General features: G+C 57.3%; 17 protein-coding genes, 1 tRNA gene and 1 pseudogene. 9 read left to right on the plus strand and 10 right to left on the minus strand.

Annotated elements, in window-relative coordinates:
• Positions 1–12 precede the first annotated feature (12 nt).
• The 3 genes from PverR02_RS16515 to PverR02_RS16525 all read left to right on the plus strand — a co-directional run bounded on the left by PverR02_RS16515 (position 13) and on the right by PverR02_RS16525 (position 1804).
• A complete protein-coding gene (locus tag PverR02_RS16515) occupies positions 13–360 on the plus strand; it encodes a DUF2493 domain-containing protein (protein WP_046383555.1) in 348 nt (115 codons plus the stop codon).
• Between the two features lie 18 nt (positions 361–378).
• Positions 379–1170: a hypothetical protein gene (locus tag PverR02_RS16520; RefSeq protein ID WP_079443900.1), complete on the plus strand. Its 792-nt coding sequence runs from the start codon at positions 379–381 to the stop codon at positions 1168–1170.
• 106 nt (positions 1171–1276) lie between these two features.
• Entirely contained in the window at positions 1277–1804 is a 528-nt protein-coding gene (locus tag PverR02_RS16525) for a DinB family protein (protein ID WP_017846335.1), read from the plus strand.
• A 2-nt stretch (positions 1805–1806) separates the two neighbouring features.
• On the opposite strand, the gene PverR02_RS16530 is transcribed toward PverR02_RS16525, so the two are convergent.
• Entirely contained in the window at positions 1807–2265 is a 459-nt protein-coding gene (locus PverR02_RS16530) for a GFA family protein (RefSeq protein WP_017846336.1), read from the minus strand.
• 196 nt (positions 2266–2461) lie between these two features.
• Between PverR02_RS16530 and PverR02_RS16535 the strand changes: the two genes are divergently transcribed.
• Positions 2462–2743, plus strand: coding sequence for a hypothetical protein (locus PverR02_RS16535; RefSeq protein WP_017846337.1), 282 nt, complete (start codon positions 2462–2464; stop codon positions 2741–2743).
• 56 nt (positions 2744–2799) lie between these two features.
• Here PverR02_RS16535 and PverR02_RS16540 read toward each other — a convergent pair whose 3' ends face one another.
• Complete coding sequence (locus tag PverR02_RS16540) at positions 2800–2991, minus strand: DUF2188 domain-containing protein (protein ID WP_079443901.1); 192 nt, start codon at positions 2989–2991, stop codon at positions 2800–2802.
• A 336-nt stretch (positions 2992–3327) separates the two neighbouring features.
• Between PverR02_RS16540 and PverR02_RS16545 the strand changes: the two genes are divergently transcribed.
• Positions 3328–3414 (plus strand) — tRNA-Leu (locus tag PverR02_RS16545).
• Positions 3415–3620: 206 nt separating this feature from the next.
• Here the strand turns inward: PverR02_RS16545 and PverR02_RS32665 are convergent.
• Both PverR02_RS32665 and PverR02_RS16555 read right to left on the minus strand, forming a co-directional pair.
• Positions 3621–3741: pseudogene (locus PverR02_RS32665) on the minus strand (cell wall hydrolase); the annotation flags it as partial.
• A 942-nt stretch (positions 3742–4683) separates the two neighbouring features.
• Positions 4684–5025, minus strand: coding sequence for a hypothetical protein (locus PverR02_RS16555; protein WP_046385301.1), 342 nt, complete (start codon positions 5023–5025; stop codon positions 4684–4686).
• Positions 5026–5157: 132 nt separating this feature from the next.
• Here PverR02_RS16555 and PverR02_RS16560 point away from each other — a divergent pair, with 132 nt between their 5' ends.
• On the plus strand, positions 5158–5454 hold the full coding sequence (locus PverR02_RS16560; RefSeq protein WP_046383561.1) for a hypothetical protein: 297 nt from the start codon (positions 5158–5160) through the stop codon (positions 5452–5454).
• Between the two features lie 46 nt (positions 5455–5500).
• Here the strand turns inward: PverR02_RS16560 and PverR02_RS16565 are convergent, their stop codons facing one another.
• Positions 5501–7042: a DUF6622 family protein gene (locus PverR02_RS16565; RefSeq protein ID WP_108524191.1), complete on the minus strand. Its 1542-nt coding sequence runs from the start codon at positions 7040–7042 to the stop codon at positions 5501–5503.
• A 716-nt stretch (positions 7043–7758) separates the two neighbouring features.
• Here PverR02_RS16565 and PverR02_RS16570 point away from each other — a divergent pair.
• Entirely contained in the window at positions 7759–8691 is a 933-nt protein-coding gene (locus tag PverR02_RS16570; protein ID WP_017846339.1) for a cation diffusion facilitator family transporter, read from the plus strand.
• Positions 8692–8988: 297 nt separating this feature from the next.
• Here PverR02_RS16570 and PverR02_RS31875 read toward each other — a convergent pair whose 3' ends face one another.
• On the minus strand, positions 8989–9198 hold the full coding sequence (locus tag PverR02_RS31875) for a hypothetical protein (RefSeq protein ID WP_152032018.1): 210 nt from the start codon (positions 9196–9198) through the stop codon (positions 8989–8991).
• Positions 9199–9231: 33 nt separating this feature from the next.
• On the opposite strand from PverR02_RS31875, the gene PverR02_RS16575 reads away from it, so the two are divergent.
• Entirely contained in the window at positions 9232–9468 is a 237-nt protein-coding gene (locus PverR02_RS16575) for a DUF2790 domain-containing protein (protein ID WP_227778900.1), read from the plus strand.
• Between the two features lie 259 nt (positions 9469–9727).
• Here the strand turns inward: PverR02_RS16575 and PverR02_RS16580 are convergent, their stop codons facing one another.
• Complete coding sequence (locus PverR02_RS16580; protein ID WP_152032019.1) at positions 9728–9991, minus strand: hypothetical protein; 264 nt, start codon at positions 9989–9991, stop codon at positions 9728–9730.
• Between the two features lie 655 nt (positions 9992–10646).
• Between PverR02_RS16580 and PverR02_RS16590 the strand changes: the two genes are divergently transcribed.
• On the plus strand, positions 10647–10889 hold the full coding sequence (locus tag PverR02_RS16590; RefSeq protein ID WP_046383567.1) for a Pathogenicity locus: 243 nt from the start codon (positions 10647–10649) through the stop codon (positions 10887–10889).
• Between the two features lie 50 nt (positions 10890–10939).
• Here PverR02_RS16590 and PverR02_RS16595 read toward each other — a convergent pair whose 3' ends face one another.
• From PverR02_RS16595 to PverR02_RS16605, 3 genes are all read right to left on the minus strand, one after another.
• Positions 10940–11398, minus strand: coding sequence for a hypothetical protein (locus PverR02_RS16595; protein WP_046383568.1), 459 nt, complete (start codon positions 11396–11398; stop codon positions 10940–10942).
• A 113-nt stretch (positions 11399–11511) separates the two neighbouring features.
• Positions 11512–13578, minus strand: a complete 2067-nt coding sequence (gene treS, locus PverR02_RS16600) for a maltose alpha-D-glucosyltransferase (RefSeq protein WP_079443905.1) — start codon at positions 13576–13578, stop codon at positions 11512–11514.
• Positions 13579–13664: 86 nt separating this feature from the next.
• Positions 13665–14432, minus strand: a complete 768-nt coding sequence (locus PverR02_RS16605) for an AraC family transcriptional regulator (protein ID WP_057004189.1) — start codon at positions 14430–14432, stop codon at positions 13665–13667.
• Positions 14433–14488: the final 56 nt, after the last annotated feature.

A 14488-nucleotide genomic window follows, 5' to 3' on the forward strand; every position in this document is an offset into this window, starting at 1 on the left:
AGGATTTCAAGCATGCGCGTGTTGATCTGTGCAGGTCGTCATTACGCCGACACCCAACGTTCCCGCCACGTGCTGGACGCTTACCACCGCCTGCGCCCGGTGCAGGTATTGATCCACGGCGGCAACCAGTTCCTCGGCAGCGAGATTGAGGAGTGGGCGCGGGAAATCGGCATCGACGTGGTGCGTTATCCGCCCAATTGGCAACGCCATGGCAAGCAGGCGGAACGCCAGCGCAACCATTTCATGCTGACCGACAGCCGCCCTGATGTGGTCATCGCCCTGCCCGGTGGCGATGACACGTCAGAGCTGGTCTGTCAGGCCAAAGCCAGCGGCATTTCGGTGCTAACCGTAGAAAGCTGAATTCAAGCGAGGCACAACATGTACAAAAAACACCGCCAACCCTCGGACAGGGTTACCCGCTATCGAGGCGCTCGCCATACCCTCTTGTTGTTACCGCCAGCCAAACGGCGGGCGTTACGGCGCAACCTGATGTTTATCGGGCTCACACTCAGCGTCATCCTGCTCATCAGCCTATTCTCGAAGGCCTTCGCGGCAGGGGGCGCTTATGCAGTCGACGACGGCGCGATCAATGCGCCCGGCGAATGCAACGTCGACGCCTGGTACAGCGCCCACCGACACGACGGCGGCACGCACAATGAGACACTGTCGCCTGCCTGCACCTTCGAGGCCCTGCCCGCCGTGCAATGGGGCGCGGCATTGTCACGGGCCAACCGCGAGACGCAAGTGAGCCCGCAAGTGAAGGCGCAGGTAATGTCACGTCAGGACCTGTGCCTGGAGATAGCCGTGTCCGCCAGCGCCCACGTTGCCCTGGACCGGCGACATGCGTTTGATGGCGCGGACTTCAACGTGCCGTTGACGTGGCAACCGCTGGAGCCCCTGCGACTGAACCTGAATGTCGGCTGGACCCACGCGTATGACGACGGTGAGCAAAACCAGCGTCTAACATGGGGCGCCGGCGCCGAATATCGGGTAGCGCACTCGTTGACGCTGATTGTCGAGCGCTACGGCCAAAAAGACGCTGAGCAGGCCTGGCAAGCGGGGCCGCGGTTCCACCTTGGGCCGTTGATCGACGTCGACGTGGTGGTTGGGCGCAGCCTGGTCGCTGAACGCGCGCAATGGTTGACCACCGGCGCCACGTTGCGTTTCTAGGCGTCACGCCTTCGCAGGGATGGCGTCCTCTGGCGGAACCCGATGACCGCGGGGTGAGCACGCCTTATGATGGCGCCATCGCGCCGCCCAGACAGAGAGAAAGCCCGTGAACCGTATCGAACAGATCGCCCTGATGGCGACCTACAACCAGTGGATGAACCGTAAAGTCTACGACGCGGCCGCGAAGCTGACGGACGCCGAACTACGGATGGACCGCCGCGCATTTTTCGGCTCGATCCTCGGCACGCTGAACCACCTGACACTGGGCGACACCGTGTGGCTCAAACGCTTTGCCCAGCACCCCGCCAGCCATGCGGCGCTGGCACCGTTAAGCGGCATTGCCGCCCCCACCGATCTCAAGCAACTGGCCTTCGCCGACCTGCACGAACTGGCCACCCACCGCGCCTGGCTGGATCGACTGATCATCGACTGGGCGCAAAGCCTGCGCGAGCCTGACCTCGACCTGCGCCTGCATTACCACAACATGCGCGGGGTCGCGGCAGACAAGCCGTTCTTCGGCCTGCTGGTGCATTTTTTCAATCATCAGACCCACCACCGGGGCCAGCTGACAACACTGCTGACCCAGGCCGGACACGATGTGGGCGATACCGACCTGCTCGCGCTGATCGACTGAACTCAGCGGGCGCTGAACTCGGCGTAAGCCTGCAACAAACGCGGAAAATCCTCCGGCCCGGGCAATTGTGCAAAATGCTCGACCGCCGGCGTCGTGGCCCAAGGCAATTTCTCGCTGGTCCAGGTTTCCATGAACGGCGGATAATCCTCGGCATTCTCCAGCATCGTCGCACGCACATTGACGAACTCATCGATGCCATGGGGCCGTGTAAACAGCCAGCTCATGCAATGGGGGCAAAAGTAATGGCGGTCCACGCCATGCATGCCGCCGATCACCGGGCAACCCTGGGTCACGGTGAACGCGCTGGCGGGAATCAGCGCACTGAGGGAGAACGCGCTGGCGGTCATCTTCTGACAACCGGTGCAATGGCAAGCCATGGTGATCACGGGGGGCTGGCTCACACTGAAGCGCACGCGGTTACAACGGCAACTGCCTTCACGTGGCAGGTTTTCGACGCTCATCACTCACTCCTTTTTATGACTGGACTTGAGGCAGAGTAACGTCGAGCCTTGCTGTTGAGAAGGGCCAGGCCCGTAAACCGAACGCTGCGACCAGCGCGGGGTCGTAATTGTAGGTGTCGGGATCAATCGCAGCCCGCCCTCCCCGCGTGCATTGTGGATCTGCAGATGCGCGTACACCCAAGAAGGAGACGCTTACATGGTCATTCACTTCAAGGTCGCCGGGCACTTAGCCTGCGGCCATCACGGCGGCAGCCTCCCCTCCAGCACCGAGCTGAACCGCGTCAAATGCCGAACCTGCCGCAACACCGAGGCCTACAAGGAAGCGCGCCGCACCCAGCGCAACGCCGCCCGCCGAGCTTCGCGCGCAGCCAAGACCCACACCTCCAGCGACTGGCGCAGCGCCTGGGCGCAACACTTGACCGACCTGCCAGGGTTGCAGCGCCTGCCACGCGGCTTCAGTGGTCAGCCCTTCGTGTAGTCCCAAACAGCAGAAGCCCCGGTTGCGCCGGGGCTTGGTTCTGCTGAATCAATCACTCAGTCATCATTGGACCCCGGCCTGCCACGCGCCTTGCGCACCGACAGCGTGGCCGCATAGGCCAGCGCCTGCTCGCGGGAATCGAAGGACGCCAACCGGTCCTGAGCCGTACACACCCGCCACGGCCCGAAATTGACCTGCACGATGTCATACCCATTCAGATGCAGCTTCTTGAGTGTTGGAGCGCTCATAGTCACCTCGCTTTTCCTGAGATTTCCAAGCGTTGCACGGCCTACCTTACACCTGCATCCAGCGCCGTTGCGAACCACATGTCGCAGCGGCTTATGCCCAAGGCCGCCACTGCTGAGTCGTCCACTCTGAAGCAGCGTGACGGCGTATTGCCGCACCTGTCATTTATGAGGCGTATTCGCCGGCCCTGGGAATCTTCGGCTTGTGCTCAAAAGCCGATGTAGATCACTGATCTATCGAGCTTTTTCATCCCGGTGTTTGTGCAAGAAAGGCAACCTCCGACCTTGCGCCCTGACGCCCGGATCTATATATTCCCAACCCTGCTGCACCGCGCTGCCGCCCGAATGGCGAAACTGGTAGACGCATGGGACTTAAAATCCCCCGCTCGTAAGGGCGTGCCGGTTCGATTCCGGCTTCGGGCACCATAGATATCAAGGGCTTGCATGATGAACTTCATGCGAGCCCTTATCTTTTTTGCTCCGCAATTTTCAGACCTGTTCCGCAACTCTCCATTCCCCGGCGTCCTGCCGACCGAACACCAACGCCTATTTTGAAACACTCCTCACATACGCCTGGCTCGCCCGCAGCGCGATCAATCCTTGAGCGCCGTCACCGGTGATGGCGAGAATTCGTTGAGCACTCGGTGACGGATGGTCCAGGCCACGGCGATCTGTCCGTCCAGACCTGCACCACGGGCCTCACGCCAAAGGGGGGCGCGCCAAGATATCCCGGTCTGTTCCGGTTGCAGTCATACTTTTCTCCCTACGAAAAAACCCGCACAACGGCGGAGATTAGAGGTGAAAAGCAGTTTGGTTTACGTGGGCACGCGGTGCAGTACCAAGATGAATATTGGCAATACAGCTATTGCGACAACGAGTTCCCGCACCGTTATTATTTGACAGCCTCTAGATGGGGCACATCGCTATCATCTGCGCCAAATTACGCATAGCAGAAGGAGCGTGTTAATTGTGTTGAGACCCGCCAAAACTACCAATCGCCACGGATGGGTTTGGGTCTACAGAAAAATCAGACACCTTGGATTCTCTCGTTTTACTGCTTTTTACAGGGTCAGCCTCTACGTTCTACGAGGAGATACCGGAACTTTCAGGTTCAAGTATGGCTGGCAAAAATTCCGCTTCCGCCGTTAATTACGGATGGCGCCGGGCTTAAAGGTTCACGTCCGACGCGTGCCCTCATGCGAACTTAAAATCCCCCGCCCGTAAGGGCGTGACGGTTCGATTCCGGCTTCGGGTACCATGAATATCAAGGGCGTGCATGATGAACTTCGTGCAGGCCCTTAATGTTTGCGCTCCGCAATTTTAGGCCTTGCTCCGCAACTCCCCTCTCCCTGCGTCCTGCCGACCAAACACAACCCCCTCATTGACGCATCGACTCGCAACTCCGCTCTCCGGTCGGCGTGCTTGAGCGCATTGATGGCCTAGACGCTTGGTCACGCTGGCGAAGGCATAATGCCCCGCCTACCCACCGCTTGCCGTAGCAGAGCGGTACCGGGTTACCAGATGCAGTGGCGTTCTTGAGGCCGCAGGCCTAGGGGCTGAGCATCCAGCGCAATCTTCCACACAGCACATGAACGATGCCCGACACACCGTTATCAATATCCGTATGTCGTTCCCTCGTTGGTTTGGCGAGACTGTAGCCCGAAGTATGCTGCCGGACCAAAAAGCCGTGGCTGATCAGCGCTGATTGATTTCAATCTTCTGCGTGGGATCGGGGCTGTATTTTTGGCGCGTCAACTGCGGATCACCCTTGGCCAGACAGAAGAAGTAAATCTCGGCCTCACCGCAACCGCCGTGTAATGCACATTCACTGGCCTGCATGTGATCAAGCAGGATTTCTCGGCCTTGGGACTCGCAGAATGTGTTCGCCTCTTTGAGCGCCTGCCCCTTCGCGGACGCAGGTCCGCCAAAAGGTACCCGGGTTGAAATCGTGTACGTATCAGGCCCGACCTTCATCGGCCCACTGTCCGCACAGCCCGCGAGAATTAGCGCAGACAAAACCGTCAGCCAAGCTTTCATTGTGGTCCTCCCCAGGAAAGTGTCGACTGTACCCCGCGCCTGGCCAGGCATCCAGCGTGGACGGAATGCCAGTAACCGACAATGCTCTCAGCGTAGTAGCGTTGTGCCTATCTGAAATGCCAAGGAACGGTAATGCCACATCGCCTCGCGAAGTTGAAAGCTGCACTCAATCAGACACCAAACGACTCTTACGAGCAGTTTCAGCTTCTGAGAGATGGTCTCCTAGCGTCCCTGGTGGATTGGCCTGTACAGAAATGGGATGTAGCTGATGAGCATTTACCAACAGACCAATGCGCCTCTCAAAACTCAAGAGACTGGCTCAACGCATTGACAATTGTACTGGGTCAAGAGCTCCCCGCTAACAAGTTAGAAGCGACTCCTGAGCGGCTGAAAAGTATCTTGATGTTGACGCCGATGATTTCAATTTAAAACAAGAAGTCGCCGAGCAGAATGCTCTCAACCCTCACGCGCAAGGCTACGAACGAGATGCTTGCCAGCACCGTCGGGCCCGGCACGCGAAATAGCCACTCCAAGCTCCCAACCCGCCGGCCACCAACATCTGCAGCGGCCATTGATCGAGTGGTTGGAACTGCAGCGCACGGGCCACGCCTAACAGATAGCGCGTGATGAAAATCCCCAGGATTACCAACAGCGGCACCCAGCTCCCTCGCACTATCAGTCGAGCCGAACTGTCATCCCACTTCACGAAACCGCCATCCATTATCCGCGAAGCGATCATGCAGACGGCGACAAGCCCCACGAGCCAACACCCAATTGCGGCGATCCAATACCGGGTGTACTGAAAAACTCCCAACAGGGACAACATGAGCATGCCAATGGGCAACAGCAAGGCGAGGCTGAATCGCACCCGTCGTGTGCGTGTTTGCATCAGCCCCAACGCGCAGAGCACAAAAAACAGACCGAAGACCCATCGCGGCGTGTAGCTGAGGATTTCCATCACAGTCAGTTGCGCAACCTTGGCATTGGCAGTCGCGGGCGTTGTCGGTTGTCCGGATAGCGGGATTTCGTCATCAGGCGCAATGAACGCAACGAGCGTGGACAACAAGCGCTCATGCACCGCTTGGCGATCCACACCGGCCTTGTCCACACAGAGCGGAACGTCATTGACCTTGGCGTCATGATGGCAAACGGAGAGAAAAACAAAGTGCCCCTCGCCGCCTTCCAACAACAATGTTTTTACGTAAGGAATCGCGGCCGCATAACGGGCACCCTGACTGTTCCAAAGCAAAAAATCATCGTGGAGAGCCCCCACCACCAGCGCTGGAACTCTCGAGCCCGCCATGGATTGCTCAAGTAATGCTGGCCCTAGGGCGGGGTCCAGCAGAACGATTTTCCTGACCCTGGAGTCGCGATAGTTACCGTTGAACAATGAGATAAATGAACTTGGCGCGCGCTTGATGTCGTGGGCGTAAGAACACGAACGGTCGCCCTCTGCTTGCCCGGTACCGCAATACTGCGCGAACGCCTGAAGGTCAAAGCGTGCTCCCACCAGCAATGCAGCCGTCTGGCCACCGGCGGAGTGGCCAATGACGATGGCATCGTCCCAGGAGACTTGTTTTTGAAAGGGGCTCAGCTTTTTCAGCGCATCCAATACGCGCGACACATCCAGGGCCCGCTCCCACACCATACCGGTCGCTCGGAAGGTCTGTGTCTGCTCCCCGTAGACCCGGGACTCACCGAAATGATTGAGACCTATGACGATATATCCCTTGGCTGCCAAGCCGTCACCGATCCAGGCGTAATCGTCTGACGCACCCATACTGCCATGTGAAACGACGATGACCTTGTGAGCAACCGCTGACTCATCAAGGCACAGCCCCGACGTTTCTGGGGAACATACGCCTTCGGGATACCAGATAGCCACGCGTATTGGCCGCGCTGCATCTGGTGCGCCGAGATCCATCACGACGTCTCGAACCTGACCGTTGCATACCATCGACAACAGTGACAGTACAGAAACAGCCAGCAGATATAGCCACCGCGTCAGCATATCCATCCTTGATATCAAAAACGCTGTCAGCTCTAACCGGTAAAGCAAGCGCAGGCTTAGTACTCGATTGAGGTGCGTGACATATTTTGCCCATCGTCTCGTTACGAAATGACGATGCAAATCTTACCGTCACCAATCACCGGAGGATGACCGAGGCGCTTTGCTCCCCGCAATTCCCCCTCTCCCCCGGCTTCCTGCCGAATCTACTACCATGCTGCTTACGCTACGCAGGCACACCGAGGCAAAACTCAGACCCGCGATCCTCCTCCCCCCTAAAAAATCGCCGCTAACCAGTTCGTCCTGGGACTTTGTAGCGCAAGGTTCTGAACTTACCGCCCAATACATCTATTACAAACAAACACCCCACGACAATCACATTATTCTTCCGTGCATTTTTCTTGCGCCTGACCGCTTCGGCTCGAGAGATAAAACCCACCCCACCGCACCGGCCCACCTGTTCTTTAGTGAAGTTGAGAGTCATCCCTATTTGACTTACAAACCCTGCAGCAAGGTGGAAAACTTAGTTACGCGAAGTATTAGCATTTACATCATTACAATCAGACCTAAATACCGATAAATAGGCACTTTTATAACTCATCGCACCTTGCTTTAATTAAGGCAGACGCCTTACCCTCCAACCCCGATAAAAAGCGCAACCAGTACTAAGTAGTGGCGCGTCTTGCCGCGCGAGACGAGTATCAATTTCAATTAGAGAAATACACATGAATCATCAACAGATCTCTGAACAATCTGAAGACGAGGAATATAGTCAAGTCGCCCGCGCGGCGGCAGCCTCGCGATGCACTTGGATGAGCGTCATCGTCAATATCGCGCTGTCGTGCACACAGATTGTCGTAGGCGTGATGTCAAAATCCCAGGGGCTTGTAGCCGATGGTATTCACTCGCTATCAGACTTGATCGCCGATTTCGTAGTGCTGTTCGCCAGCCACAAAAGCAAGGAGGACGCCGACGAAGGTCACCCCTATGGGCATCTGCGTTTCGAGACCGCCGCATCCATGGTATTGGGCATACTGTTGTTGATCGTGGGCGTGGGCATGATCGGTTCTGCAGTGTTCAAGCTTGAAACCCCTGAATCGATTCCAACGGTACACATTGCGGCCTTATGGGTTGCCATCGCAGCGCTGGTGGCCAAGGAGCTGCTGTTTCGCTTTATGCTGCGGGTGGCCAAAAAAGTTAAGTCTAGTCTGTTGGTTGCCAATGCCTGGCACGCAAGGTCCGACGCCGCCTCCTCCTTGGTTGTCGGCATAGGTATTGTGGGCAATCTGGCGGGCTACCCGATTCTTGACCCGATTGCTGCGCTGGTTGTTGGAGGCATGATCGCCAAGATGGGTTGGAGTTTCACTTGGGATTCATTGCACGACCTGATGGACCGATCGGCTGATGAGCAGGAAGTCGAAACTATCCGCAATACGCTTAAAAATACCCCCGGCATTAAAGGTGTACATGATCTACGCACTCGAAAAATGGGGGACATGATCATTGTCGACGCTCATATCGAAGTGGATGCCTCAATTACCGTTGAGGAAGGTCATGCCATTGCAGTTTGCGCAAGGGAAAATGTGATGCAGATTCATCGTGTTTTGAATCTTATGACGCATGTAGATCCCTGGCACCGCCCCGACCTTGATCATTAACCTGGCGCGACGCCGGCAACACGATCCGCCGACAGGGATAGTGCAAAAGCAACGTACCGAAACAAACTTAAGTCTGCGAAACACTCTCAATTATTTTTATTCATGAGTGCTTTAACCAGAACGCTTAAATATTGAAATAGCATGCCAATAGTATTAATTCAAACCACCGTCACTTACTGCTGAGACGCTCGGTTTTGAGATTCGTACTACCCCCAACCCCATGCTTTCTCACGGCACTAAACAAGCGCAAGTTCGCGTCATCGACAGGAGCAGAACCGAGTGTATTGGCTGGGGTGGCTACCAGGCGCCGGAGTGAATTATTACTTTTTCAACAACAATGCTTTCCAGTCTTTGGGATTTATCAAAATCGCCATAGGCATAAACTAAACCCAGCTTCCAAACAAAGCGACGAAGCGCGAATCCATAGGGTCCAAGCAAACCACCCACCCGCGCCTCGTAGAGCCTTCGGCCATAGCCAATCCGACTGAAGACGTAAATCGTTTGCATCGTTGGGACACTGAAAAAATGAAACTGTTTAAAATGTTGATTGCTGCTTCTTTTGTAATGCTGGGTAGCCAGATGGCGTTTGCCGATGAGCCTGCCGTTGAGCAATACAGCTACAGCTCGCACCTCGACATCGCCAAAGTGGTTCACATGGACTCCATCCCTGACAATGTCTGTGCCGTAGTCCCTGTCCAGATGACCTACCTGGACCACCAAGGTCACGAACATGTCATGCAATACAGTGTCATGGCTAACGGTTGCTCCAACGGCTAACAGAGTCCCGACAAAGCCTGCCTGATGGCAGGCTTGTTAAAACGCCCCACTGGGGCAAGCTGGGGGAAGTTCCCAGCACTATTTCCCGCCCTCTGCATCGGTGATGCAGACTAACCCCGCCCAGTGCGGGGTTTTTTATGCGCCGACAAAACCAAGCCAAGCCCAAGGAGCGCCAACTGCTGAAGCGGCGCTGCTCGATGAAAAGGCCTGGAACACGTCCAGGCCTTTTTCGAGTCGAACAACACTCGATTGCGTGCTGTCAGCCAGATTGATCGGGTGTCACGTCATCCCGAGGTTGAGCCTGCTCTAAGTTACGGTCTCCGGTATCCTCCAACGCCATCCGCCTATTCGATACGCCGGTATCCAAGTTGTTGACATGGATCGCCTTGTTCCACCTGACTGAACTTACATCGTATTTAGCGGCAAGTGTTTTGACCTGCGCCAAACAAACTAACGGCGAAGTCTCTTCACGGCTGCCGCCTTCGGCAATAATTGCGAATTTCCACGCATCAAGATCCATCATCTGTTGGACTCTGACGCGTCGGACCTTCTTGTGGTCGCTCTTTATATAATGTATCTCGTAATCTGCCTGCATAAGTACCTGGCATTGTCTTTGATTATCACTCTTGCGTTGAATGTGCCGCGACGGAGCCCCTCAGCTTTTGAAGTGACAATCAAGCCAGTGGTCCAGCTCAGAGGCGGAATGGCGTTCGCGCGCGGGCACGTGGGCCAGGCTTTCCGCGACTCGGAGTCTATTTTCCGGGCTCGTGTCATAGCCTCTGGTTATTAAGAAGATCTCAATATACTCGGATGGACTAATGACTTTATTGTCGCCCACGAGAACCGCTTTTACATTGGCTTTTTCGTGAAACTGGTTTTTATACGTATATTCCAATTGGCTCACCTTTCTAAGAGGGAATTTATTTCCCTACTTCAAATATGATCCTGTTTTTTCGAATTAACTCCAAAGTCAGCTATTTTATTTTTTAATGGTGAGTGATTTAACAGTCAAAAATGTAACGTTCTTTATATGGCTCTTCAGCGCACAAAAACAGGAGTCCCGCGTGGCGCTGTGGTCGATAGCCGGGAAGTTCGATATACCCAATCAACAACGACCTATTGAGGCACTCTCCAGTATCCGGCACACTCCCGCGACTCTTGGAAAAAGGAATTCACCGATGCCATTCTCATTGGAAGAAAGAACAGCGTTGCTCGCACTCAAGGGGGTAGGCCCCACGGTGATTACCCGGCTTGAACAGATGGGCATTGAATCGCTGGACACACTCAGCCAATCCAACGTGGGGGACATCCTCGCCCAAGCCTCTGCGGCATTGGGCTCGACGTGCTGGAAGAACAGCCCACAAGCGCGCGCTGCCATCACTGCGGCCGTGGCGCTTGCGAGACGCAACCCGCAGCGGTAAACGCGTTCAATCGCCTCCCGCAGGGGTTGCTTGCTGACTACCTGCGCGGTCTAGCGTGGCTTCATCGCAGACAGCACGATTGATTCAACGAGACGCCGAGCAGCGAGGAACTTGTGTTCGCTTGGCGTATTCCACTCGTTGTAGAGCACCGGGCCTTTGTCACTCACCCAGACATCGCCATCTTTCAGAATGCGGAACGCCCAGATTTCTGGCCACGCCTCTCTCCCCTGCTCGTCCAGCGTGTGCTTGCGAAGCACCACGCGACCAAAGGTGCCGCTGCCCTCATTGGCATAAAGCAGATTCGCTCTGATCAGGCCGAAATGGCCTTCAAGCTGGAAGTAACCCTCTGGCGGAACGGTAAAGCTCACGCCAAAACGGCTGTGCGTAGATGTGAAGAGTTCAGAAAGACGCGTTCGCAGGCCTTCAGTGTACTTGGCGACTTGCTCGATATCCTGGACGACAGGTCCGATACCGTTCAGCGACTCTTCAGCATATGCATCAAACAACATGGTCGGGTTTCCTTTATGGCTGGATGAGCGTCGTGTCGGGTTGCCCTCAACCCGTGTGCCAACCTGCACCCAACCAGTTTGGCGGCTCGGTGCCGGTCATCACTTGATCTGCGCTAAAGCATCGGCGAACTGCTGACCACCCGCAGCGCCAACCCTTCATATGCGTCCAGGGTAATGGTGAACGCCCCTTCGGCCGTCAGATCGCCCTCGACCCGTTCATTGATGATGTCCACCACCGGCCCCGGCGCGATATTGGGCAGGTGCAGGGTTTCGGTGATCGGCGTGCTGCCGAAGTTCAACGCGGTGATTTGCGTGCCTTTACCGGCCGGCAGTTCGTGGACCATGACCAACAAGCCAGGATATTCGACGTCCGGTACCAGGATCTGGCGACTGGCCGCGATGTCATAGGCACGGCGCACGGCGAGGATTTTCTGCAACTGGGAGGCGAACGAGTCCGGATCCTGCAATTGGCGGTTGAGGCTGCCGTACAGGGTTTTCGAACGCGGCATCTGCCCCGCCGAAAGCTCGGCCTGCGGGTTCAGGTCCACCAGGTCGTAGGCGCCGCGGTGTATCCAGCGGGTATCGCCATCAGTCATCAGGTGCGCGACGTCATCCGCCGCCAACGGCAATGCCCCGACCAGGTCCCAGCCGGACAAGGCGAACACGCCGGGCTGCATGGCGTTGTACATCACCAGGAGCAAATGGATCTGGCGAATCTGCTCGACATCGGCCGGCGTGATCGTCGCAAGGTCACGAATGCCGAGGGCCGCCGTGATGATGCTGGCGGTGGTGCAGGACACGCCATTGGTGACGAACTTGAGGTTGTACGGCGCATGTTCGCCGGCCAGGCGCTCGTACATCTGCTCGCGGATATGCTCGCGCAGGATGTTGCCGGGAAATGTCTGACCCTGGTAGAGGAAACTGTCATGGGCATGCAGGGTCCAGAAATGCACGAGTTCCAGGGTCAGTTCGTCGTGGTTTTGCAAGGCATGGATCAGCGAGCCGGGGTCGATGCCGAGGTTGTGCATCTGGCGCAGCATCAGGCGCAGGAACTCGGTGTCACCCATCAGCAACGCATGCTGATAGGCCGGACGCGTGATGAAGTCGTAGGAGAGATCAGCACCGCCGTGGGACATCGACGCGATGTCGTCCAGCGTCAGGTTCAGTTCCTGGAAGCTGAAACCGCCAGCCTTGCGAATCGCGCCGCCAAGCAATTGATTACCGGTGATCGACAGCGGATGGCTTTCCGACCAGGCCGTGCCGTCGAGCTTGCGCTCCACACCGAGGAAACCGTTGGCATCCAGGCGCAGGATCTTCGCGCCCATCACATCGATCGCGTGCAGCGCATCGCCAATGATCATCTGCTGCGCGGCGAAGGATGGATCGAGCCAGTTAAGCGACGGCTGGCCCTCCTTGAAGTAATGCAGGTAGACCCAGCGCCGCGGCTTGCCATCGACGCCGATGACCACCGGCGTGGTGCTCCAGTCGGTTTCCTTCACGCCAGGCTCGAAGAAAATCACCCGCTGCAACTGGCCGACGATGTAGTGTTTATCGCGCAGCGCGTCCACCTGCAGCGGGCTGAGGTTCTGGGCATCGCGCCCGTCGGCGACCTCCGGCAGCAACGGCCAGTCTTCCTCGCGGATTTCCACCATGTGGTAGAGCCCCGGGTAGTCCTCGTAGGCCATCTCGGCCAGGCGGAAATCCGCGCCCTTGCCGGTGTGCGAGGGGATCACATCGTCGATGATCACCGCATTGTGAGCCGCCGCCATGCGTGTCAGCGCCTGCAACTGCGCCTCGGTGCCCAACTGCGGGTCGATGTCGAAGCTGATGCGATCGAAATTGCCATCGATGGTCGGCGTGTGTTCCGTCCCGGCCAAGCCGCCGGACTTTTTCAGCGGACCATTGTGAATACCCTGGATACCAATCTTCGACAAGGCATGCCACAGCGCCTCATCGCCCAGCGCTTCGAACACCGTGCCGTTTTCACGGGTGACAATCGACGCCGGATACGCGGTGAACCACACCGACGACAAGGCCGAAGCATCACGCGGCCGGGTATGTGCATACGGCTGTTGCCACAGGCGCCCTTGCCCCGAATAGAGCTTGGCGCGCTGGCGCGCCGCGTGCAGCATCGACTGTTGCACCAGCCAGTTCACATGATCGTTGTCAGCCGCCGTCATAAGCCCATTACCTGTCGTCGTGAAAAGGTTACTCGTAAGCATAGGAGCGGCGAGCGGGGCTATTCGTTGCATCGCAATGCCGGCGGTTAGCCCAACTGGCGGTACTGCCTCGGGGTAAATCCCGTCGATGCCTTGAACTGGCGGCTGAACGCACTGTGGTCGGTGTAACCGCACTGCAGCGCGACGTCGGTGATCGGCAGGTCGCTGTGCAGCAAGCGATGGGCGTGCTCCAGGCGCACTTTCTGGATCATCTGCCGCGGCGTCAGGTGGAACACGCGCTTGCAGTAGCGCTCCAGCTGCGCCACCGAGATCCCGGCGATACGCGTCAGTTCGCCCAAGGTCACACGCCGATTGAAGTGCGTGCGAATGTGCGCGTCCACGGCGGCCAGGCGTTGGTAGGCGGGGTGGGTTTCGCTGGCCGATTGCAGGTCGACGGAAATGCCGGCCAGGCCGATGATCTGCCCGACGTGGTTGTACAGCGGCCACTTGTGGGTCAGGCACCAGCCCGGTTCGCGGCTGCCATAGAGATGCAACTCGAGCTGATCCTCCAATACAAACCCCTGCTCCAGCACGCGCCGGTCCTGCTCGGTATAACCCGGCCCCAATTGCGCGGGGAACACCTCGGCGCTGGTTTTGCCGAGCAACGGTTGCAGTTGCTTGAGCCCGCAACGCTGCACCAGGGTGCGGTTGGCGAGCACATAGCGGGCGTCGAGATCCTTGATGAAAATCGCGGCATTGGGGATCACGTCGAGCATCGGCAGCAGTTGCATGACGCCGGCCAATAACTGCTCGATGCTCTGCGGGCGATTCGCCTCGCGCCCTTGGCACAGGGCTGCAAACGCACTCTGCAACATCACTCCGCCCCCCTCTTTGCGCCTCGACGTCCAGCAGATTGCCCCATGCACGGGAT

The organism is Pseudomonas veronii (assembly GCF_002028325.1).
GTDB lineage: Bacteria > Pseudomonadota > Gammaproteobacteria > Pseudomonadales > Pseudomonadaceae > Aquipseudomonas > Aquipseudomonas veronii.